At 64.4% G+C, this 21429-nt stretch carries 23 protein-coding genes; 13 read left to right on the top strand and 10 right to left on the bottom strand.

Features of this window, described 5'->3' with window-relative positions:
* Positions 1-30: 30 nt before the first annotated feature.
* Both NKJ64_RS25010 and plsY read left to right on the top strand, forming a co-directional pair.
* On the top strand, positions 31-561 hold the full coding sequence (locus NKJ64_RS25010; protein WP_352463520.1) for a hypothetical protein: 531 nt from the start codon (positions 31-33) through the stop codon (positions 559-561).
* Positions 562-577: 16 nt separating this feature from the next.
* Positions 578-1216, top strand: coding sequence for a glycerol-3-phosphate 1-O-acyltransferase PlsY (plsY, locus tag NKJ64_RS25015; protein ID WP_023670502.1), 639 nt, complete (start codon positions 578-580; stop codon positions 1214-1216).
* 22 nt (positions 1217-1238) lie between these two features.
* On the opposite strand, the gene NKJ64_RS25020 is transcribed toward plsY, so the two are convergent.
* Complete coding sequence (locus NKJ64_RS25020) at positions 1239-2495, bottom strand: ubiquinone biosynthesis hydroxylase (RefSeq protein ID WP_023747368.1); 1257 nt, start codon at positions 2493-2495, stop codon at positions 1239-1241.
* A gap of 112 nt (positions 2496-2607) precedes the next feature.
* On the opposite strand from NKJ64_RS25020, the gene tesB reads away from it, so the two are divergent.
* The 6 genes from tesB (at position 2608) to xth (ending at position 10341) form a co-directional block, all read left to right on the top strand.
* Positions 2608-3483, top strand: coding sequence for an acyl-CoA thioesterase II (gene tesB / locus NKJ64_RS25025; RefSeq protein ID WP_023683895.1), 876 nt, complete (start codon positions 2608-2610; stop codon positions 3481-3483).
* Positions 3484-3701: 218 nt separating this feature from the next.
* Positions 3702-4040, top strand: coding sequence for a P-II family nitrogen regulator (locus tag NKJ64_RS25030; RefSeq protein ID WP_023670499.1), 339 nt, complete (start codon positions 3702-3704; stop codon positions 4038-4040).
* Between the two features lie 13 nt (positions 4041-4053).
* Complete coding sequence (locus tag NKJ64_RS25035) at positions 4054-5502, top strand: ammonium transporter (protein WP_502902138.1); 1449 nt, start codon at positions 4054-4056, stop codon at positions 5500-5502.
* Positions 5503-5849: 347 nt separating this feature from the next.
* The gene (locus NKJ64_RS25040) at positions 5850-8519 is read left to right on the top strand and encodes a DNA translocase FtsK (protein WP_023698379.1); all 2670 of its coding nucleotides are present in this window, start codon (positions 5850-5852) and stop codon (positions 8517-8519) included.
* Between the two features lie 138 nt (positions 8520-8657).
* Positions 8658-9338 carry an outer-membrane lipoprotein carrier protein LolA gene (locus tag NKJ64_RS25045; protein WP_023670496.1) on the top strand — a complete coding sequence of 227 codons (681 nt, stop codon included), beginning with the start codon at positions 8658-8660 and terminating at the stop codon, positions 9336-9338.
* A 196-nt stretch (positions 9339-9534) separates the two neighbouring features.
* Positions 9535-10341 (top strand): exodeoxyribonuclease III, encoded by an 807-nt coding sequence (xth, locus tag NKJ64_RS25050; RefSeq protein ID WP_352463521.1) that lies wholly within the window; start codon positions 9535-9537, stop codon positions 10339-10341.
* Positions 10342-10505: 164 nt separating this feature from the next.
* On the opposite strand, the gene NKJ64_RS25055 is transcribed toward xth, so the two are convergent.
* Together NKJ64_RS25055 and NKJ64_RS25060 are read right to left on the bottom strand one after the other, a co-directional pair.
* The gene (locus NKJ64_RS25055; protein WP_023818306.1) at positions 10506-10961 is read right to left on the bottom strand and encodes a cyclic nucleotide-binding domain-containing protein; all 456 of its coding nucleotides are present in this window, start codon (positions 10959-10961) and stop codon (positions 10506-10508) included.
* A 177-nt stretch (positions 10962-11138) separates the two neighbouring features.
* A complete protein-coding gene (locus tag NKJ64_RS25060; RefSeq protein ID WP_023818305.1) occupies positions 11139-11822 on the bottom strand; it encodes a response regulator transcription factor in 684 nt (227 codons plus the stop codon).
* Positions 11823-11967: 145 nt separating this feature from the next.
* On the opposite strand from NKJ64_RS25060, the gene NKJ64_RS25065 reads away from it, so the two are divergent.
* Complete coding sequence (locus tag NKJ64_RS25065) at positions 11968-12504, top strand: L,D-transpeptidase family protein (protein WP_196813718.1); 537 nt, start codon at positions 11968-11970, stop codon at positions 12502-12504.
* A gap of 141 nt (positions 12505-12645) precedes the next feature.
* Here NKJ64_RS25065 and NKJ64_RS25070 read toward each other — a convergent pair whose 3' ends face one another.
* On the bottom strand, positions 12646-12885 hold the full coding sequence (locus NKJ64_RS25070) for a hypothetical protein (protein ID WP_023818303.1): 240 nt from the start codon (positions 12883-12885) through the stop codon (positions 12646-12648).
* 134 nt (positions 12886-13019) lie between these two features.
* On the opposite strand from NKJ64_RS25070, the gene gcvA reads away from it, so the two are divergent.
* Positions 13020-13940 carry a transcriptional regulator GcvA gene (gcvA, locus tag NKJ64_RS25075; protein ID WP_023818302.1) on the top strand — a complete coding sequence of 307 codons (921 nt, stop codon included), beginning with the start codon at positions 13020-13022 and terminating at the stop codon, positions 13938-13940.
* A gap of 15 nt (positions 13941-13955) precedes the next feature.
* Here the strand turns inward: gcvA and NKJ64_RS25080 are convergent, their stop codons facing one another.
* The 6 genes from NKJ64_RS25080 to tsaD all read right to left on the bottom strand — a co-directional run bounded on the left by NKJ64_RS25080 (position 13956) and on the right by tsaD (position 18066).
* Positions 13956-14375 carry a DUF1761 domain-containing protein gene (locus tag NKJ64_RS25080; protein WP_023698384.1) on the bottom strand — a complete coding sequence of 140 codons (420 nt, stop codon included), beginning with the start codon at positions 14373-14375 and terminating at the stop codon, positions 13956-13958.
* A gap of 105 nt (positions 14376-14480) precedes the next feature.
* Positions 14481-15179 (bottom strand): class I SAM-dependent methyltransferase, encoded by a 699-nt coding sequence (locus tag NKJ64_RS25085; RefSeq protein ID WP_352463522.1) that lies wholly within the window; start codon positions 15177-15179, stop codon positions 14481-14483.
* Entirely contained in the window at positions 15134-15559 is a 426-nt protein-coding gene (locus tag NKJ64_RS25090) for an EVE domain-containing protein (protein ID WP_023683904.1), read from the bottom strand. Before NKJ64_RS25090 ends, NKJ64_RS25085 begins: the two co-directional genes overlap by 46 nt.
* 88 nt (positions 15560-15647) lie before the next feature.
* On the bottom strand, positions 15648-15944 hold the full coding sequence (locus tag NKJ64_RS25095) for a YciI-like protein (protein ID WP_023670486.1): 297 nt from the start codon (positions 15942-15944) through the stop codon (positions 15648-15650).
* 23 nt (positions 15945-15967) lie between these two features.
* Entirely contained in the window at positions 15968-16984 is a 1017-nt protein-coding gene (locus tag NKJ64_RS25100; RefSeq protein WP_023755624.1) for an NAD(P)H-dependent glycerol-3-phosphate dehydrogenase, read from the bottom strand.
* Positions 16981-18066: a tRNA (adenosine(37)-N6)-threonylcarbamoyltransferase complex transferase subunit TsaD gene (tsaD, locus tag NKJ64_RS25105; RefSeq protein ID WP_196813717.1), complete on the bottom strand. Its 1086-nt coding sequence runs from the start codon at positions 18064-18066 to the stop codon at positions 16981-16983. The genes NKJ64_RS25100 and tsaD overlap by 4 nt, the downstream gene beginning before the upstream one ends.
* 120 nt (positions 18067-18186) lie before the next feature.
* Between tsaD and hemC the strand changes: the two genes are divergently transcribed.
* The 3 genes from hemC to NKJ64_RS25120 all read left to right on the top strand — a co-directional run bounded on the left by hemC (position 18187) and on the right by NKJ64_RS25120 (position 21427).
* Positions 18187-19110 carry a hydroxymethylbilane synthase gene (hemC, locus tag NKJ64_RS25110; protein WP_023756506.1) on the top strand — a complete coding sequence of 308 codons (924 nt, stop codon included), beginning with the start codon at positions 18187-18189 and terminating at the stop codon, positions 19108-19110.
* 1 nt (position 19111) lies between these two features.
* Positions 19112-19825, top strand: coding sequence for a uroporphyrinogen-III synthase (locus NKJ64_RS25115; RefSeq protein WP_023755622.1), 714 nt, complete (start codon positions 19112-19114; stop codon positions 19823-19825).
* Between the two features lie 111 nt (positions 19826-19936).
* Positions 19937-21427, top strand: a complete 1491-nt coding sequence (locus NKJ64_RS25120; RefSeq protein WP_023755621.1) for a COG4223 family protein — start codon at positions 19937-19939, stop codon at positions 21425-21427.
* Positions 21428-21429 lie beyond the last annotated feature (2 nt).

A 21429-nucleotide genomic window follows, 5' to 3' on the forward strand; every position in this document is an offset into this window, starting at 1 on the left:
TCGTCGCCGCAATTTTCGGGGGAATTCGACATGCCTTTCCTGATTGCTATTATCGGCGTGCTGGGAGCCGGGGCGTTCTGGTGGTATCGCATGAAGGCCATGAACGAAGCCGCGCGCGAGGTCGCCGACGTCGTCGGCCGCGTTCAGGGCAACATAAGGCGCAAGAAGCTGCGCAAGCAGGCGGCGCTGTCGCCGCTGACGGCGATCGACGATCCGGTGGTGGCGGCGGCAACGCTGATCACCGCACTGGCAGCGGAGCACGGCCCGATCATGCCGAAGCGCGAAACGGTCATCCGCGAGGTGATCTCGCAGATTGCGGACAACCAGAAGAAGACCGATGAAGCCGTCGTCTACGCCAAATGGGCCGCGGCGCAGATCGACGACACGACGATCGTCATCGACAAGCTGGCGCCCTTCCTGCGCGAGCGCCTCGATCCGCATGAGCGCGAAGACCTGCTGCAGATGCTGGATCGTGTTGCCAAGAGCGGCGAGCAGAGTTTCAAGGTCGCCGACCAACGCATGCTGCGACTGCGGCAGAAGCTGGGGTTTGAGGTCAACTGAGAAACAGCCCGGGCGCATGTCATTCTGGATAGCGAGCGTGGTAGGATCGGCTGCCGCTTACCTTATCGGCTCTACGCCTGCCGGCTATCTGGCGGGGAAACTGCTTAAGGGCATCGATATCCGGGAGCACGGCTCCAAGTCCACCGGTGCGACAAATGTATTGCGCACACTCGGGAAATGGCCAGCATTGGTGGTGCTTCTGGTGGACGTGCTGAAAGGGGCGGCAGCGGTCATCTTTGCCCGTTGGTTTTGCTTCTGGTCTTCCGCAACGCCGCCGTCGGCAATATCTGATATGCCCGTTTGGGCTCCTTGGGTTGTATGCCTGGCCGGACTCGCTGTTTTGCTTGGGCATAGCCGTTCGATCTGGCTGAATTTCACCGGCGGCAAATCGGCTGCGACGGGGTTGGGTGTTTTGTTGGCGATGTCCTGGCCTGTGGGTCTAGGCGCGGCGACGGCATTTGCCGTAGTGTTGGCAGTTTCCCGAATTGTGTCCCTGAGTTCGATGCTGGCGGCGCTCACCGCGATCGCCCTCGTCGGCGGCATGGAACAACCATTGCCCTACCGGTTGCTGGTCATCGCCGGCGGCATCTACGTGATCGTGCGCCACCGCGCCAACATTGCGCGGCTGATGTCAGGAGCCGAGCCGCGTCTATGACAAAGCGGCACTCATTCCCGGCCTAAATCGCCTCACCCTTGAGCAGCCGTGGTCTGCCGTTGGACAACCCCGACGCCTGGCGGATGAAGAACTCCTTCAGCCTGGGCATCCGTTCGACAAGGCCGAGGCCTATGTCGCGGACCTGGCGCAGCGGGCCGATGTCGTTGGAAAACAGCCGGTTCAGCACATCTGTGGTGACGCCCATCTGCACCGTGTCGAAGCGGCGCCATTGCTGGTAGCGCTCGAGCACGTCGAGCGCGCCGATATCCTGTCCCAAGCGATCGGCCTCGACCACCACTTCAGCAAGGGCCGCCACATCCTTGAAGCCGAGATTGAGGCCCTGGCCGGCGATCGGGTGGATGCCGTGCGCGGCATCGCCGGCAAGCGCTACGCGCGGGGCGACAAAGGCGCGCGCGATGGTCAGGCCGAGCGGCCAGGCGCGCGGCTTGTCGGTGACGCGGATTTCGCCGAGCTTCAGGCCGAAGCGCAATTCAAGCTCCTGCTCGAAGACGAGGTCGTCGCCCGAGACCAGCTTTTCGGCATCCTCGGAACGTTCGACCCAGACCAGCGACGAGCGGTTGGTGCCGTCGTCGGTGGGCTTGAGCGGCAGCGTCGCAAACGGGCCGGCCGGCAGAAAATGCTCTTCGGCGCGGCCATTGTGCGGGCGCTCATGCGCCACCGTGCAGACGATGCCGGACTGGCCATATTCCCATTTCACCGTCTTGATGCCGGCCATGTCGCGCAATTTGGAATTGACGCCGTCGGCGGCGACCAGCAGCCGCGCCTCAATCGCCGCGCCATCGGCCAGATGCACGGTGATGCCGGCGCCATTGCCGTCGAACGATGCGACCGCGACACCTTCGATGATGTCGATGCCGAGCTTTTGCGCGCGGCGGCGCAAGGCGCCGTTCAGGTCCTTGTTGGCGACCATGTGGGCGAACGGTTCGCCCGGCGCGACCTCGCCATCGAAGGTGAGAAACACCGGACGCACCGGATCGGCGGTGCGCGAATCGGTGACGATCATCTCGGTGATCGCCTGCGATTGCCCGACGATTTCCTGCCAGACGCCGAGCTGGTCGAGCATGCGGCAGGCGGCGGCGGCGATCGCCGAGGCGCGGCGGTCCTTCTGCCAGACGCCGGCGGGGGCAGCATCGACGACCGCCACGGCGAGGCCCGGCCGCGCCTGTTTCAGCGACACGGCGGCGGCGAGGCCGACATAGCCGGCGCCAGCGACCAGCACGTCGAGCGGGGTTTTTGCGTCCGGGTTGCGGTTCGCCATGTCAATTCCTTTCGAAGTCTCGACCATCCCCGCCCACTGGGGCATTCCGGCCTTGACTGCCCGCCATTCCTGTCGGAAACCGCCATAGCATCTTACGGCGAGGTCACGAAGCATGACGGCGGCCATGGACGAGCTTCTCAGCATTCTCGACCTCGAGCAGCTGGAACACAATCTGTACCGTGGTCGCAGCCCCAAGCTCGACTGGCAGCGCGTTTTCGGCGGCCAGACCATCGCCCAGGCGCTGGTCGCCGCGCAGCGCACCGTCGAGCCCGAGCGCCACGTGCATTCGCTGCACGGCTATTTCATGCGGCCCGGCGACACCAAGGTGCCGATCGTCTACGAGGTCGACCGCATCCGCGATGGCGGCTCCTTCGCCACGCGGCGCGTGGTGGCGATCCAGCACGGCCAGGCGATCTTTTCGCTGGAAGCCTCGTTCCAGCAGGACGAGGTTGGCCTTGAGCATCAGCTGCCGATGCCGCGCGACGTGCCGCCGCCCGACAGCCTGTTGTCGCAGCGCGAATTGCTGGGCAAGTTCGGCGAGGCGGTGCCGGACGGCATCAAGCGCTACTGGGAGCGTGACCGGCCGATCGAGATGAAGCCGGTGATGCTGAAGCATTACACCAGCCGCGAAAAGCTGGAGCCGCAGCAGAACATCTGGATCCGCACCACCGGCCCGGTGCCGGCCGACCGCGGCATCCAGGCGGCGGTGCTTGCCTACCTCTCCGACATGACGCTGCTCGACACCTCGACCTTTGCGCACGGCCGCGCCATTTTCGACCGCGACATCCAGGCGGCGAGCCTCGACCATGCCATGTGGTTCCATCGCAGCCATCCGCTCGATGACTGGATCCTGTACACGCAGGACAGCCCGTCGACGCAGGGGTCGCGCGGCTTCACCCGCGGCTCGCTGTTTGCCCGCGACGGCACGCTGATCGCCTCGGTTGCCCAGGAAGGCCTGATCCGGCTGAAGCGGCCGCCTGCGGAATAGGCATTTTCGAAAGCTTGCCTACTTTTTAATCAGTGACTGTCCGTTGGCAGTGCGCACCGTGGCGCCGGGACTCGAGCGATCCGTTTGTTTACAATGAGTTAACACCCTGCTTCGGCAACTGGCACGGAGCTTGAATCCTGTTGGGCACTCTCCGGGCTTTTTGGGATCGGTGAAGGTGTGCAAACGCGGGGGACCGCAACAGCAAAGGGTGAAACCTTATGAAAATCGTGATGGCAATCATCAAGCCGTTCAAGCTCGACGAGGTGCGCGAAGCGCTCACCGCCGTCGGCATCCAGGGCCTGACCGTCACCGAAGTCAAAGGCTACGGGCGTCAGAAGGGACACACGGAAATCTATCGCGGGGCGGAATACGCGGTCAGTTTCCTGCCGAAAATCAAGATCGAAGTCGCGGTTAGCACAGACCTGGTCGACAAGGCCGTCGAAGCCATCACGGCGGCGGCCAAGACCGGCCAGATCGGCGACGGCAAGATCTTCGTCTTCGGCATCGATCAGGCGGTGCGCATCCGTACCGGCGAAACAGACACCGACGCACTTTGAGCGGCGAACACGTATTCCAATGGAGAGTTCAATGAATATACCTTCCACCTTGAAGTCAGTGGCGCGTTCCGCGCTGCTGGGCTCCTTAGCGCTCGGAGCATTGGGCACGGTTGCTGCCTTCGCGCAGGAGGCGGCTCCCGCCGTCGCGGCGGCAGCGCCAGCAGCGCCGGCTTTTACCGTCGACAAGGGCGACACCACGTGGATGATGATTTCCACCGTGCTGGTGCTGTTGATGACCATTCCCGGCCTTGCGCTTTTCTACGGCGGCCTGGTTCGTACCAAGAACATGCTGTCGGTGCTGATGCAGGTCTTCACCATCACCAGCGTGGTCATGATCATCTGGGTCTTCTACGGCTACAGCCTCGCCTTCACCCCGGGCAACGCCTTCGTCGGCGGCCTTTCGAAGATGTTTCTCTCCGGCGTCAACGTATCGACGCTTTCGGAAACCTTCAGCAAGGGCGTCGCCATTCCTGAACTGGTGTTCGTCGTCTTCCAGATGACCTTCGCCTGCATCACGCCCGCCCTGATCGTCGGCGCATTCGCCGAACGCGTCAAATTCTCCGCCTTGATCCTTTTCGTTATCCTATGGGTGACGTTAATCTACTTCCCGATCGCGCACATGGTCTGGTTCTGGGGCGGCCCGAGCGCCTATGCCGACCCGTCCGGCCTGATCTTCAGCTTCGGCGCCATCGACTTCGCCGGCGGCACGGTCGTTCACATCAATGCGGGCATTGCCGGTCTCGTCGGCGCGCTGATGATCGGCAAGCGCATCGGCTACAAGAAGGACATCATGGCGCCGCACTCGATGACGCTGACCATGGTCGGCGCTTCATTGCTGTGGGTCGGCTGGTTCGGCTTCAACGCCGGTTCGAACCTCGAAGCGAACGCCTATGCGGTGCTGGCGATGATCAACACCTTCGTCGCCACGGCGGCGGCGGCAGTGGCCTGGATCGTGCTTGAATCGCTGCTGCGCGGCAAAGCCTCCATGCTCGGCGGTGTTTCGGGCGCGGTCACCGGCCTCGTCGCGATTACGCCGGCTGCAGGTTTTGCCGGCCCGATGGGCGCTATCGTGCTTGGCATCGTCGCCACCTTCGTCTGCTACTTCTTCGTCTCGGTGGTGAAGAACACGTTCGACTATGATGACAGCCTCGATGTCTTCGGCGTCCACTGCGTCGGTGGCATCATCGGTGCGCTCGGCACTGGCATTCTGGTCAATCCCGCCCTCGGCGGCGCCGGCATCGTCGACTATTCGACGGCCGACTTCGCCGCCGGCTATGCCGGCACGGCCACGCAGCTCCTGGCACAGGGCAAAGGCGTCCTGGTAACCCTGCTGTGGTCGGGCATCGGCAGCGCAATCCTCTACAAGGTCGTCGACTTGATCATCGGTCTGCGTCCGACAGCCGACGCCGAGCGCGAAGGCCTCGACCTGACTTCGCATGGCGAAGCGGCCTACCACTCGTAAGCACCGCGGGGCGGCTTCGGCCGCCCCGCATTCTCCCATCCCGTCGTGACGCTCCCGAAAGGAGTTCACGCTTTGAGGCCCGGGTCATTCCGGGCCTCTCTTTTTGGCAACCGTGCTGGCAGGTCTCGGTCCCTGCGCAATCACGTTCTAGTGATGGCCGCCAGCGGGGAGACGTCGACCGGATTGGTTCCGGACTGTTGAGACTGCCTACAGTGGAGTGAGCAAGATCGTGGCTCCGGCTGCCGTATAGTTAATGCGGCCTTAACCTTCCCCCCGATAGTCTGACATCCGAATCTGCCGGAGTGCGTCATGCGCCCGGCCAGTCCATGACAGACGGGGAACGAAGCATGCGTTCAGGGGCTTCAGCACCGCTCGCGCTGACCGATACGGGGCACGGCATCCAGGCATTCGCGCGGCGCCAGGTCGGGCGGCTGGTCGGCGCCGGCCTGTTTGCGCTGGTCGCCTTTGGCGTCGCGGCGCTGGCGACCTGGAACGTCGCCGATCCCAGCTTCTCGCACGCCACCGACAACATCGTCACCAACGCCATGGGTTATGCGGGCGCGGTATTCTCCGACCTCGCCATGCAGTTCTTCGGCCTTGCCGCGGTCGCCGCCCTGGTGCCGGCGGTGATCTGGGGCTTTCTCCTGTTTTCGGCGCGCGGCGTCGACAGGCTGCCGAAGCGCGGCCTTGCCTGGTTCGGCTTCGCGCTGCTCGCGGCGGCGATGGCCGGCTGCGTGGTGCCGCCCAAGACGTGGCCGTTGCCGACCGGCCTCGGCGGGGTGTTCGGCGACATGGTGCTCAATATTCCGGGCGTGGTCATTGGCGGCTACCCGACCGGCATCGTTGCCAGCATCATTGCCATGGTGCTCATTGCGCCGGCGCTGTGGCTGTTTGCCTATGGCTCGGCGCTGATTGCGCGCAAGAACGGCTTTGCCGTCATGGAGCGCACCGCGGAGCCCGATCCCCGAGAGGACGACCTGCTCTTCGACGAAGACGAGGACGAGGGCGACGAGGGGATACTGGCGCTCGGCGCCGTTACCCACTGGTGGCTGTCTTTCCGCGCCTGGATGCATCGCCGGGCTGTGCGCCGCCAGCAGGAGCGCGACGAGTTCGAGCCGGAGATGGAGCAGCGCTCCACCGCATGGCGCCGCGCCGCCGAACGGGTCGAATCGGCGGAATTCGCCGAAGCGCGGATGAGCCCGGATGGCCGCGCCCGCGTCGAGCCGGAGTTCTTCGCCGCCATGGTCAATGACCGCAGCGTTTCCGTCGATCCGGACGATGACGACGTCCTCGATGCCGGTTTCGACAATGGCGACGAGGAGGTCGAACTCGACGACGAGCCGGTCCAGCGCCGTGCCGCGACGAACGCCAAGGTGCAGAACTTCCGCTCCGATGCAGCGACCCGCGTCGCCGCACCTGCGCCGCGTCCCGCTCCGGGCGCGCGCGTCCAGCGCGAGGCGCAGACCTCGCTGATTGGCTCGGAAACATTCGAAATGCCGTCGCTGCATTTCCTGTCGGAGCCGAAGAACGTGGTGCGCGACGCCAGCCTGTCCAAGGACGCGCTGGAGCAGAATGCGCGCCTGCTCGAAGGCGTTCTGGAGGATTTCGGCGTCAAGGGCGAGATCATCGCGGTGCGGCCCGGCCCCGTCGTCACGCTCTATGAGCTGGAGCCGGCGCCCGGCATCAAATCGTCGCGCGTCATCGGCCTGTCCGACGACATCGCCCGCTCGATGAGCGCGATTGCCTGCCGCGTCGCCGTGGTGCCCGGCCGCAACGCCATCGGCATCGAATTGCCGAATGCCAAGCGCGAGACCGTCTATCTCCGGGAGATCCTGGCCAGCCGCGATTTCGAGACGACCAAGTCCAAGCTGGCGCTGGCGCTGGGCAAGACCATCAATGGTGAGGCGGTGATCGTCGACATCGCCAAGATGCCGCATGTGCTGGTCGCCGGCACCACCGGCTCCGGCAAGTCCGTCGCCATCAACACCATGATCCTGTCGCTGCTCTACAAGCTGACGCCGCAGGACTGCCGGCTGATCATGATCGACCCGAAGATGCTCGAACTCTCCGTCTATGACGGCATCCCGCACCTGCTGACCCCGGTGGTCACCGACCCGAAGAAGGCCGTGGTGGCGTTGAAGTGGACGGTGCGCGAGATGGAGGACCGCTACCGCAAGATGTCCAAGGTCGGCGTGCGCAACATCGACGGCTTCAACGCGCGCGTGCAGTTGGCTGAAAAGAAGGGCGAAAAAATCTCGCGCACCGTGCAGACCGGCTTCGACCGCCAGACCGGCGAGGCGATCTACGAGACCGAGAACCTCGATCTCGAGCCGATGCCCTACATCGTCGTCATCATCGACGAGATGGCCGATTTGATGATGGTCGCCGGCAAGGACATCGAAGGCGCGGTGCAGCGCCTGGCACAGATGGCGCGCGCGGCCGGCATCCATGTCATCATGGCGACGCAGCGTCCGTCGGTCGACGTCATCACCGGCACCATCAAGGCCAATTTCCCGACCCGTATCTCCTTTCAGGTGACGTCGAAGATCGACAGCCGCACCATTCTGGGCGAGCAGGGCGCCGAGCAGCTGCTCGGCATGGGCGACATGCTGTACATGGCCGGCGGCGGCCGCATCCAGCGCGTGCACGGCCCGTTCGTCGCCGACGACGAGGTCGAGAAGATCGTCGCCCATCTGAAGCTGCAGGGCGTGCCCGAATATCTCGACGCCATCACCGAGGATGACGGCGAGGACGATGACGAGCCGTCGGGCAAGGGCGGCGCTGGTGGTGGCGGCAACAGCAATTTCGAGGATTCCGACGATCCCTACGACCAGGCGGTCTCGGTCGTGCTGCGCGACGGCAAGGCGTCGACCAGCTATATCCAGCGCCGGCTCGGCATCGGCTACAACCGCGCCGCCTCGATCATCGAGAAGATGGAGAAGGAAGGCATTGTCGGCCCGGCCAACCATGCCGGCAAACGCGAAATCCTGGTGCCGACCGAGGACGACAAGTTCTGATCAGCCGATACGGCCCGGCGGCAACCTTGAACCTTTTGGCGCGTTACAGCGACTGAGCGCTGTCCGGCCCGCCAAACTTAAGTCTAACTGGGGGTCCACGGACTGCAACGAGACACACACCACACGAGAGTGACCGGCATGAAAAACGATCTTTCCGCGATCAGCGATTTCGCTCCAAACCGTCGCCAGTTGCTCGGCCTTGGCCTGATGCTTGCCGGCGCCGCGGCCATCAACGTCGTGCCGGGGTTCCAGCTCCTGGCCTCGGCGCAGGCGGCGGTGCCGCCGACGGCGCAAAAGATCGCCGACCATTTCTCCTCGGTCAAATCGATGAGCGGCGAGTTCGTCCAGTTCGGCCCCAACAACCAGCAGACCGGCGGCAAGTTCTTCCTTGAGCGGCCAGGCAAGATTCGCTTCAACTATGACGGCAAGTCGAATTTCCGGGTGATTTCCGACGGCAAGTCGGTGGTTATCCTCAACAAGCGTCTGAAAACGTCCGATCTCTATCCGTTGTCGAAGACGCCGCTGAAGCTGTTGCTCGACACCAAGATCGACCTCTCGGGGGGCCGCGTGAAATCGATCAAGGAAGAGAGCGACCTCACCACCATCCAGCTTGCCGACAAGTCGGTGTTCGGCAATTCGAAGATCACTATGATGTTCGATCCGAAATCCTATGATCTGCGCCAGTGGACCATCACCGACGCGCAGGGCAAGGACACCACGGTGATGATCTACAACACCAAGGAAGGCGTCAGCTTCCCTGCGGACACCTTTGCCATCGACTATGCGGCGAACCGCGAGCTGAACACCAACCAGCGCTAGATGCGGTGAGGCCGGCCTGCCAATGGCGATCTCCTGCGCTTCCGGTGCTCACGTGGTTTAAGTACGCTCCGCTCCGGTTCTCGGAGACCGCCATTCGACTCGGCCTGACCTGAATCAGAGCCGCCGCCCGCAAAGGCTGGCTTGTGTTTGTGGCGCTAGGCTGGCAGTAGATCGGCGACCTTGTTCGGACCGCCGCATGCCCTTCTCCATCGCCACCTGGAACATCAACTCCGTGCGCCTGCGCATGCCGATCGTCGAGCGGCTGCTGACGGAGCAGGCGCCCGATGTGCTTTGCCTGCAGGAGACGAAGGTTCCCGACGAGCTGTTTCCGGAAAAGGCGTTCCGCAAGGCCGGCTACGAGCACATCGCATTCCATGGCCAGAAGGGCTATCACGGCGTTGCGACGGTGGCGCGGCGGCCGATCGAGATTGTCGAGAAACGGCGCTTCTGCGAGATCGATGACAGCCGGCATCTGTCGGTCAAGGTGCAGGCCGGCGGCAAGGCAATCCTGGTCCACAATTTCTACGTGCCGGCCGGCGGCGACGAGCCCGATCCGGAGATCAACCGCAAGTTCCGCCACAAGCTCGATTTCGTTGCCGAGATGAACGCCATCCGCGCCGCGCATGACGAGGTGTCGGCCTCGATCCTGGTCGGCGACCTCAACATCGCTCCGCAGGAGCACGATGTCTGGTCGCACAAGCAATTGCTCAACGTCGTCAGCCACACGCCGGTCGAGACGCAAAATTTCGACGCGATGCGGATCGCCGGCGACTGGGTCGACCTGATGCGGCTCGACGTGCCGCCAGAGCAGAAGCTCTACACCTGGTGGAGCTATCGCGCGCGGGACTGGGAAGCCTCGAACCGCGGCCGCCGGCTCGACCATGTCTGGTCGTCACCGAACCTGGTGCCGAGCTTTGCCGGCTATGAGATCCTGCGAGAGGCGCGTGGCTGGGAGCGGCCCTCGGACCATGCGCCGGTGATTGCGCGGTTCGACCTGGATTAGGCGGGCCGATATTCAGGTGAGGCCGGCCTGCAAATGGCCGATACCTGCGCTTCCGGTGCTCGCGTACTTTGAGTACGCTCCGCTCCGGTTCTCGGTATCAGCCATTTTCGACTCGGCCTGACCTGAATCTCGACACACCGAAGCGTGAGCGCGGTCGCGGGGACCTACCCGCCAAACCTTGGCGCCAGCTTCTCGATGCGGGCGATCATGGCCTGGAAATCATCGAGGATGCGCTGGTGCAGTTTCACCGCCACCTCGGGATATTCCTCCAGGATGCGGCGAAACATCTTGCGGCTCAACCTTATCACTTCCGAATCGGTCTCGGCCGAGGCGCTGGTCAGCCGTCTTGAGTCGGCGATCAGCGCCAGTTCGCTGAGGATCGTGCCGGGGCCGGCGGTGCCGATCGGGATGCGGTCGCCATCCTGCTCCCGGTAGAGCACGATGCGGCCACTGACCACGATATAGGCCGAGTCGGCTTCGTCATCCTCGCGGTACAGCTTGCGGGCGGCCTGCAGATGGGTGGCTTCGGCGCCGAAGGCGAGCAGGCGCAGCTGTTCCTGCGTGAAACCCTCAAAGAGCTTCACGGCGGACAGGATGCGGATGTCGTCATCCAGCGCCATCTCTAGCTGCGTCCCCGAACGGTCAGTCCAATCCCTCCCTTAGAGCGCCGCGTGTCCAATTGAACGCGCAAAGGACGCTCTAACACTTCAATCTGCGCAGCGGGCCGATCCAGGCTCCCCCAGCCGGATCCTCCCCGAAACAGTCCCGCCCCGACCGCTTATTGAACAATGAAAAGTTTAAGGAACCAGCTTGTAGCCGCCGCTTTCTGTCACAAGAATTTCAGCATTGGAAGGATCGCGCTCGATCTTCTGGCGCAGCCGGTAGACGTGAGTTTCCAGCGTGTGCGTGGTGACGCCGGAATTGTAGCCCCACACTTCCTCGAGCAGGACGTCGCGCGTCACCACCTTCTGGTCGGCTCGATAGAGATATTTGATGATCGAGGCTTCCTTCTCGGTCAGCCGCACCTTGCCGCCGCGCTGGTCGATCAGAAGCTTCTGGCTGGGCTTGAACGTGTAGGGCCCGACCGAAAAGGTGGCGTCTTCGCTCTGCTCGTGCTGGCGCAGTTGTGCGCGTATGCGGGCGAGCAGCACGGCGAAGCGGAACGGCTTTGTGACATAGTCGTTGGCGCCGGCCTCGAGGCCCAGAATTGTGTCGGAATCGGTATCGTGGCCGGTCAGCATGATGATCGGCGCCTTGTAGCCGCCCTTGCGCAGGATCTTCACCGCCTCGCGGCCATCCATGTCCGGCAGCCCGACATCCATGATGAGCAGGTCGATGAGCCCGCCGCGCGCCGCGGCGACGCCTTTGGCGGCGGTCGCTTCCTGCAAGACCTCGAATTCTTCGTAAAGGGCCAGTTGCTCGACGAGGGTTCCGCGCAGGTCGTCATCGTCGTCAACGATCAGAATGGTACGTGATGTCATGGATCAATCCATTGTTTTGAAAAGAATTTTCAGTTGACCGCCCCCCATTTATGCGGAAGCTGACCGGCGCAACAGTCCGATCACAGTGATTTGTTCCGTGACACGATCATACAAGAAAAAACGCGATCGCAATGCAGCCGGCGCAATTTTGCCGAAAGGGCTGCGCGTGCTGGTGGTTCGGGCGAGGCCGGGCTACCCCAGCCAGGGGATATTGCAGGCCGGCAGCAAGGTGTTTGCCTGTGCGCTCGGACGCGGCGGCATCTCGGCCAATAAGCGCGAAGGCGACGGTGCGACGCCGCTTGGCGAGATGCGGATTTTGTCAGGATATTTTCGGGGCGATCATTTCGCGGCCGGCCGCAAAACCCGGCTGGCGATGGCGCCGATCGGCGCCGATCTCGGCTGGTGCGAGGTGCCGGACGACCGCAACTACAACCGGCCGGTGAAAATCCCTTATGGCGCCAGCCATGAGCGAATGCGGCGCGACGACCGCCTCTATGACGCCTGCCTGGTGCTCGACTGGAACATAGCGCCGCGCCGGCGCGGCCGCGGCAGCGCCATCTTCTTCCATCTGGCGCGCCCAGGCTTCACGCCGACGCAAGGCTGCGTGGCGGTGACGGCGCGGACAATGGCGCGGCTGTTGCCGCTGGTGTCGGACCGGACGGTGGTGAGGGTGGTGAGGTAGGGAGTAGGGAGTAGGGAGTAGGGAGTAGGGAGTAGGGAGTAGGGAGTAGGGAGTAGGGAGTAGGGAGTAGGGAGTAGGGAGTAGGATGGTGTCGGCGTCGTTTCAATCCTTCACTACTCACTACTCACTACTCTCCATTGCCTAACGCCTTCTCGGCTTCTGCCACCCAGTGTCCAGCAATCCAAGCCTGCCGAGTTCCCGGTCCACGGCCCGCGTCACGTCCTTGCGCTGCGCGCCGACGTCGCGCAACTGGCGATCCGACAGATCCTCCACGTCCTGGCGCGGCAGGTTGATGGCGACTTTCGCCTGGCGAAGCCAGTCCGTTAGGGCATGCAACCAGTTCGAGCGAGCTGCTGGCGAGTTCAAAACGAAGATGGACATGATGCGCTCCGTGTTCCGCCAGATATCAAATCCGGCTTGATGGTGTTTCGATGGATGCATCATGCCGCATTGAAATCCATGAGAGAAACGGGTAGTTCTTTTCGGATCGTCAAGTTTTATTTGAGGATACGGTGATGTCCCGTCTGTTGCCCGGAACGCGCGCGCTGAGGACTCTGGAAGCCGCCGCCCGCCACCTCAATTTCACCCGCGCTGCCGACGAGCTCGGGCTGACGCCGGCGGCGGTCAGCCACCAGATCAAGGAAATCGAGGATCAGCTCGGGCTGGTGCTGTTCACGCGAACCAGTCGTACCATCCGGTTGACCGAGGCAGGTACGGTGGTGTTCGAGGCCTCGATCGATGCGCTCGACCTGCTCAACCGGGCGGTGTCGCGGGCGCGCAAGCTGACGCGCGGCACGGCATTGCTGAAGGTGACGCTCGACGCGCAGTTCGCGTCAAAATGGCTGATGCGGCGCGTCGACGATTTTCGCAAACTTCAGCCCAGTATCGAACTGAGGTTCGACATCGGCTACGAAGTGCGCGATTTCGAACTCGACGACGTCGACGTCGGCATCCGGTTCGGGGTCGGCAAGTATCCGGGGCTTCGCGCCCATCGCCTGTTCGACAACATCCTCATTCCGGTGTGCAGCCCGAGCCTGCTGACCTCCGGCCCGCCGCTGCGCGAACCGCGCGACCTCTTCAACCACACGCTTGCCCATATCGAATGGTCGCGCCAAGGCGTGACATGGCCGAACTGGCGCATGTGGATGGCCGCGGCCGGCATCAACGATTTCGACGACAGCCGGACTATCGTGTTTGGAACCTCTACCGATGCCGTGCAGGCGGCGCTCGACGGCAATGCCGTGGCGCTCGCCGAGTTCGCCATGGTGGCAAACGACCTTTCCCAGGGAAGGCTGGTGCAGCCCTTTGAACTCGGTCTGCGCGTGGGGCCGGAGTTCGGCTACTTCCTGGTCTATCCCGAGAGCACTGCCAACGATCCGCGCATCATCGCTTTCCGTGAATGGATCCTCGACGAAGTCGCCAGGACGCAGACCTGACGACTTCTGCAGGCCTCAGCCGGCGACCGGCGTCCCGAACCAGCCGATCACCGCGCCGATGATCAACAGCACGCCGAGCCAGTGGCCGCCGTCGATGAGGGTCAGGTCCCAGCCGAAATTCTCATAGCGATGGTTGGCCGTCAGCGTCGTGGCGACGAAACCCAGCCAGAGGACGAAGCCGAAGACCAGCCCTGCGACAAGGACCGGCTCGCCGCCGGTCATCGCGCCGACGACCAAGGCTAAGACCAGCGCCATGATCAGCTCGGCGATGAAGGAGATGATGAAGGGCAATATCGATTTCTTTGACGTTGACGGATCGATCCTGGCCGCCCTCATCCAAGGCTTGCTGAGGGCCGTGTACCAGACGGCGCCAAACAGCCACGCCGCGACGGCCGCGACAACCACCGCCAGCCAGTTCACCACTGAAAAATCCATAAAGTCCTCCCCTCAAGCATGCAGCCCAAAGCCTGACGGTTCTGGGATAACGACATGCGTGTTCTTCAAATCAATGCGCGATGGAACGCCTGTTCGGCAATGCCGTCAAGCGAAGCGCCACACCGTGGTGCGCTTGACCAGGGCGTCCTCCAGCGCCCGCGTCACCGCCACTTCGTAGACTGCGAGCGGCTCCAGTCCCGCCTTCGGCATGTAGGAGCGGCCCGGATCGCCGACGAGGATGTCAGCGCCGCGCGCCTTCAGTGTCGAAAACCACGGCATCAGCGTGTCGGCGAAGGATTTGTCGTAGAAGACGTCGCCGGCCAGTACCACGTCCCAGCCGGCGTCGGTGCCGATGCAGTCCGTGCCGCAAAAGTCGATGGCAACGCCATTGGCCTCTGCGTTGAGGCGGATCGCCGTTTCGCAGAACGGGTCGATGTCGGCGGCGATCACGTGCGCCGCACCCGCCTTGGCGGCGGCGATGGCGACAAGGCCGGAGCCGGAGGCGAAGTCGAGCACGCGTTTGCCCCGCACATCCGACGGATTGTCCAGCACGTAGCGGGCAAGGCCCTGACCGCCGGCCCAGGCAAAGGCCCAACACGGCGGCGGCAGGCCGATTTCGATCAGCTCGTTCTCCGTGCGCTGCCAGAGGTCATGCGCTTCGTCGGCCAGATTGAGGACAATCTCCGGCACATGCGGCGGCGACATAAGCGCCGTGTTGTCGAGAATGAACTTTTTCGCGCTGTTCGGCGTGAGGACCGTCACGGAGCCGGCGTCAGGCCGCCCATGCGGCAGACTTCCTTCCATTCGGCCGGCGTCACCGGCTGTACGGAAAGCCGTCCAAGCCGCACCAGCGCCATCTCGGCAAGCTTCGGATTTGCCTTGACCTGCTCCAGCGTCGGCGGGTTCGGAACGTCCTTGAAGGCGCGGATGTCGACGCATTCCCAGCGCGGATCGTCGGTGGTGCTGTCGGGATGGGCAAGCCCGCAGACTTCGGCAATGCCGACGACGTTCAGCCCTTCATTGGAGTGATAGAAGAAGCCGAGATCGCCGATCTGCATCGCCTTCATGTTGTTGCGCGCTGCATAGTTGCGCACGCCGTCCCACTGCGTGCCGGCCTTGCCCTTGGCCTTCAGCGCCTCGAAGGAGAAGACCGAAGGTTCGGATTTGAACAGCCAGTAGTTCATGTCTTTGCTCCAACTACTATTTTTTGCGCAATTCCGGACGGAAAACCGTTACACACTTTTCCTGGGATCGCTCTAGGCGCCGCCGGAACTAACTAGCCGCCGGCTTGTTGAAGGTCCAGTTCCACTGGCGGATTTCGACACTTTCGAACAGCCCGGCCTTGGCATAGGGGTCGGCAGCCGACAGCGCCTGCGCACCGGCGAGATCGGGCGCTTCGACGACGACGAGGCTGCCGTTGGGCTTGCCTTCGGCGTCGAGGAACGGGCCGGCAAAGGCCAGTTTGTTGTCGGCGTTCAGGCCTTCGAGAAAGGCGACGTGCACCGGCCGCGTATCGACCCGCACCTGCAGGCTGCCCGGCTTGTCCTTGCAAATCAACGCAAACAGCATGTTAAACTCCGGTTTGTAGGGGATCAGAGGTCGGTTTCGGTTTTCAGGGGTCGCGTCATCAGCGCGGACACAGCCTGCCGAATGGTGATCGTGCCGTCCAGTATCGCCGACACCGCTGCGATGATCGGCGCGTCGATGTCGCGCTCGGTGGCGATGCGAGCGGCGATCGCCGCCGTCGGCACGCCTTCGGCGAGCGGCAGTCCGGACAAGGGCTTACCTTGCCCCACCGCCAGCCCATAGGCGAAATTGCGCGACTGGGCGGAAGAGCAGGTCAGCAAAAGGTCGCCGAGGCCGGAAAGCCCCATCAGCGTCTCCGGCTTGGCGCCGAAGGATGCGCCGATGCGGCGCAGTTCGACGAAGCCGCGCGTCACCATGGCGGCATGCGCGCTGGCGCCGAGCCCAGCGCCGGTGACGGCGCCAGCGGCAATGGCGAACACATTCTTCAAAGCACCGCCGATCTCGACGCCGATCAAATCGTCGCTGGAATAGCAGCGCAGATTCTGCGCCGAAAAGCGCGCGGCAAGCTCGGCCGCCAAGGCGTCGTCGCGTGCAGCAACCACGACAGCGGTCGGCAGACCCCTGGCGACGTCGGCGGCAAAGCTGGGACCGGACAGGGCCGAAACCGGAGTTTCGGGCAGAATCTCATCAACGATCGCCGACAGCAGCGCGCCGGTGTCGCGCTCAATGCCTTTGGCGCAGAGAACCAGCGGGATGCCTTTCGGCATATGGGGCTTTGCCGTCGTCAGCATGGCGCGCAGCGCCTGCGCCGGCGCCACGGCCAGCGCGCAATCGGCATCGGTCAGGGCCGTGCCGATATCGCTCGTCGCCGCAATGCCTGTTTCAATGGCGATGCCGGGGAGATAACGCGGGTTCTCGCCGCGGCGGATCGCGGAAACAGTCTCTTCGTCGCGGGCGTAGAGCCGGACATCGTGACCGGCGCGCAGCATCGCCAGCGCTAGCGCCGTGCCCCAGGCGCCGCCGCCGAGCACGGCGACGCGCCAGCCGGTTCTGTCCCTGCCGCTTGTGTTGCCGGCGCTCATGCTTTTGCTCCGCGCCGGCCGGAGCCGACCATCGGGGCCGAAATGCTGTCCAGCGGCCAGCGCGAACGCGGCACGAAATCGAAGCCGTTCTCTTGAGACAGGCCTGCCCGCAACCGCTCGATGCCGGCCCAGGCGATCATCGCCGCGTTGTCGGTGCACAGTTTGAGCGGCGGCGCGACAAAGGCGAAGCCGGCCTCGGCGCACTGCTTCTGCAGCGTCGCCTTGATCGCTCTGTTGGCGGCGACGCCACCGGCAACGACCAGCGCCGGCTCGGCCTTGTCCGGAAATTCGTCGCGGAAGCGGGCCAGCGCGCGGGCCACGCGGTCGCCAAGTGCGTCGGCTACCGCCGCCTGGAACGAGGCGCAGATGTCGGCGACATCCTGCTCGCTTAGCGGCTGGATGGCGGTCGCCGCCTGGCGCACGGCGGTCTTGAGGCCGGAGAAGGAGAAATCGGGCTGCGCCGAGCCCCTCATCGGCCGCGGAAAGGCAAAGCGCGTCGCATCGCCCGACATTGCCGCCTTTTCGACGTTCGGGCCGCCGGGATAGGGCAGGCCGAGCATTTTGGCCGTCTTGTCGAAAGCTTCGCCGAGCGCGTCGTCGATGGTCGTCGCCCAGCGCTGGTAGTCGCCGACGCCGCGCACGGCGACGATCTGGGTGTGGCCGCCGGAAACCAGCAGCAGCAAATAGGGAAAGTCGAGCCCGTCGGTCAGCCTTGCGGTCAGTGCGTGGCCTTCGAGATGGTTGATGGCGATCAGCGGCTTGCCGGCGGCCGCTGCAATCGCCTTGGCCGTCATCAGGCCGACGATCAGCCCGCCGACCAGGCCGGGGCCCGCAGTGGCGGCAATGGCGTCGATGTCGGCCAGGGCTACGCCCGAATCCGCAAGAGCGGCCTCGACAATGCCGTCCAGCGCCTCGACATGGGCGCGCGCGGCGATCTCCGGCACGACGCCGCCGAAGGCGGCGTGCTCCTCGATCTGGCTGAGCACGATGTTGGACGCAATCACCGGCACGGAATCGCCGTCCAGCGTCACCACGCTGGCGGCGGTCTCGTCGCAACTCGTCTCAATGCCCAGAACGCGGATCAATTCGTCGCTGTCTCCAGAGATTGTGTCGCCGGACTTTCCTAGTTAGTAGAGGCGGGCCTCGCTAGGGAGAGCGCCGGCAACGCAAAGCCAGCCGGGGGTTATCACGGACCGCGCGCCATGCAAACTTTGAAAATCGGAACACGCGGCAGCCCGCTGGCGCTCGCCCAGGCGCATGAAACGCAGGCGCGGCTGATGGAAGCGCACGGCATGCCGGCGGAAGCCTTCGAGGTCGTCGTCATTTCGACCAGCGGCGACCGCATCCAGGACCGGCCGCTGTCGGAAGCCGGCGGCAAGGGCCTGTTCACCAAGGAAATCGAAGAGGCGCTGCTGGCCGGCACGATCGATATCGCCGTGCATTCCTCCAAGGATATGCCGACAGTGCTGCCGGACGGGCTGGAGCTGTCCGCCTTCCTGCCGCGCGAGGATGCGCGGGACGCCTTCATCGGCAAGGCGGTGGAGCGCATTGTTGATTTGCCGCAAGGCGCCAAGGTCGGGTCGTCTTCGCTCAGGCGCCAGGCGCTGATCCGGCGCATGCGGCCGGACCTAGACGTGGTCATGTTCCGCGGCAATGTGCAGACCAGGCTGCGCAAGCTGGAGGAAGGCGTCGCCGAAGGCACGATCCTCGCTTATGCCGGGCTGAAGCGGCTCGGGCTCGGCCATGTCGTCACCGATCTGATGCCGCTCGATGCTTTTCCGCCGGCGCCGGGACAAGGCGCAATCGGCATCGAAACCCGCATCGGCGACAGCGAGGTCGAAAAGATGCTGGTGGCCATCCATGATGTGCCGACAGGCCAGGCGCTGGCCTGTGAGCGCGCCTTCTTGGCGGCGCTCGATGGCTCCTGCCGCACGCCGATCGCCGGCTATGCGACGATATCGGGCGGCAGGCTGGTTTTCGCCGGGCTGATCATTTCGCCCGATGGCACGCAATCGCATGAGGTCAAGGCCGAAGGCTTGGCGCTGGATGCCGCTGACATCGGCACGGACGCGGCCAGGATGGTGCGGGTCAAAGCGGGCGAAACCTTCTTCGACGGCTGGGTCTGATATGCGTGTCCTGGTGACGCGGCCGCAACCCGGGGCGTCGCGAACCATGCGGCGGCTGCAGGAATTGGGATTTGAGCCGCTCCTTCTGCCGCTGACCGAAACGGTGACACTGCCGGTTGGCGCCGATGCTGCGAGCGACGATGCCGTGGCCGTCGCTGTGACTAGCGCCAATGCCGTGCGGCATGCGCCGAAAGAACTCATTCGTGCGCTCGCCGCCTTGCCTTGCCATGCCGTCGGACGCAGGACGGCTGAAGCGGCACGTTCGGCAGGGTTCTTGTCGGTCAGCGAAGGGGCGGGCGACGCCGAGCGGCTGGCCGAGGCGATTGCTGCCGGCCTTTCCGGCAAGGCGGTCGTCTATCTCACAGGGCGCGTGCGGTTTCCGGCATTCGAGGCGCGGCTGCGAAAGGCCGGCGTCGAGGTCCGCACCGTCGAAACCTACGACACGATTTCGCTCGATTATTCCGATGCTGAAATCCGTACACGCCTGTCCGATCAGGCGGTCGACGCGGTGCTGCTCTATTCAGCCAAGGCGGCGGCAGCGTTGCAGGCCTTGGCCAGCCGGGCGGAACTGCGCGATCTCTTTGAAAACATGCAGGCTTTTGCGCTCTCCGAGCGCGTGGCAGCGGCGTTTGACAATGCCGCCGGCAAAAAAATACGCATGGCGCGGGAACCGCAGGAGGAGGCGCTGCTTGAGCTGTTGCACCGCGGCGACTGAGCCCGTGTCATCACGCCGCCCCTTTTCACCTGATGATGATGTGCTAGACCATTTTTCAAACCATCACGCGCCGTCGGGCGCCCAGACGAAGCAGGATTGCGGAGCCCAGGCATGGTCAAGACGCCGAAGATGCGACATTCGAAAAGCCGCCACGAGCCGGTGACCATCGAACTCGAACCCGGCGCTGTCTCGCGCATTGCCGATGCGGATGCCGCCAAGACGGATGTCGCCAACTCGGACGACGTCGAGGCCCCGGCAGGGTCGGTTGCGGCTGAGGATGCCGCTGCCATGGCCAATGCGCAGCCGGAGACGCCTGACGAGCCCGTTCATGCCGATCAGGCCGATCTCGAGCCGTGGGAGCACTCCGATGCCGCGGCGCAGGCCGCTCCCGAAAGCGCCGATGCGAAGGCGTCCACCCAGGCGGAGCAGCCTTACCCCACCGCTTCGGATGCGCCACCGCGCGCCAGAACCTCCGACTACAGTTTCGAGGATGCCTCGCCCAAGACGGGTGCACCCAAGGAAACCCCAAGGACAGCCGGGAACCAGCCCATGGCCGCGCAACCGAAGCGCACGAACGGCATTGCCGCCGGCATCATCGGCGGTGTCATCGCGCTGGCTGCCGCCGGGGGGCTGCAGTTTGCCGGCGTGCTTGGCGCTCCGGGCTCAGGGGCGGGCACGGTCTCGCTCGACGGCGTCAATGGCGAGATCGCTTCGCTGAAGCGCGAAATCGCCGACCTCAGGGAAGCCAGCGGCAATGGCGCCGCAACGGCCAAGGTCGACGGGCTGTCTTCGGCGCTGGATCAGGTCAAGGCCGATGTCGCATCGCTGAAATCGGCGGTCGAAAGGGGCGGCGCCGGCGACAATGCCGGGCTTGCCTCGCTTGGCGACAAGGTCAAGCAGATCGAGACCGCGGTCGCCGCCCTTGGCCAGGCCGGTGGTGCAGCGCCCGTCGATCTCGCGCCGCTCAATGAAAGACTGGCGGGCCTCGACGCACTGGTGAAATCGGCCGGTGAGGCAGCCAAGACGCAGGAAGGCAAGATCGCCGCGCTGGAGCAGTCGGTGACGCAGCTCGCCGGCAAGGTCGATGCGCAGGCCTCGCAGCCAAAGATCGCGATGGCCATCGCCGCTTCGGCCTTGAAGGCGGCGCTTGACCGCGGCGCGCCGTTCGCCGCCGAGTTGGAGACCTTCGCGGCGATCTCGCCCGATGCACCGCAGATTGCAGCGCTGCGCCCCTACGCTGAAAAGGGCGTCCCGACCCGCACCGAGATCGCCGGCGAGGCCGACGCCGCGGCCAATGCGATGGTCGCGGCGGCGACGCCGGTCGATGAAAATGCCGGCTTCTTCCAGAACCTTTTGTCGAGCGCCGAATCGCTGGTCAAGGTCCGGCCGATCGGCGGCGTCGAAGGCGCCGGCGCGCCGGAAACCGTGGCGCGCATCGAAGTGGCGGTCAATCAGGGCGACTACGCCAAGGCGCTCAGCGAATACGCGACGCTGCCGGATGCGGTCAAGGCTGCTGGCGCCGACTTTGCCGGCAAACTGAAGGCGCGCATCGACGTCGAGACGCAGGTCGACGCGCTGATTGCAGGTGCGATGAAGGCATGAGG

The organism is Mesorhizobium sp. M0062 (assembly GCF_040323125.1).
In the GTDB taxonomy this organism is placed as follows: Bacteria; Pseudomonadota; Alphaproteobacteria; order Rhizobiales; family Rhizobiaceae; genus Mesorhizobium.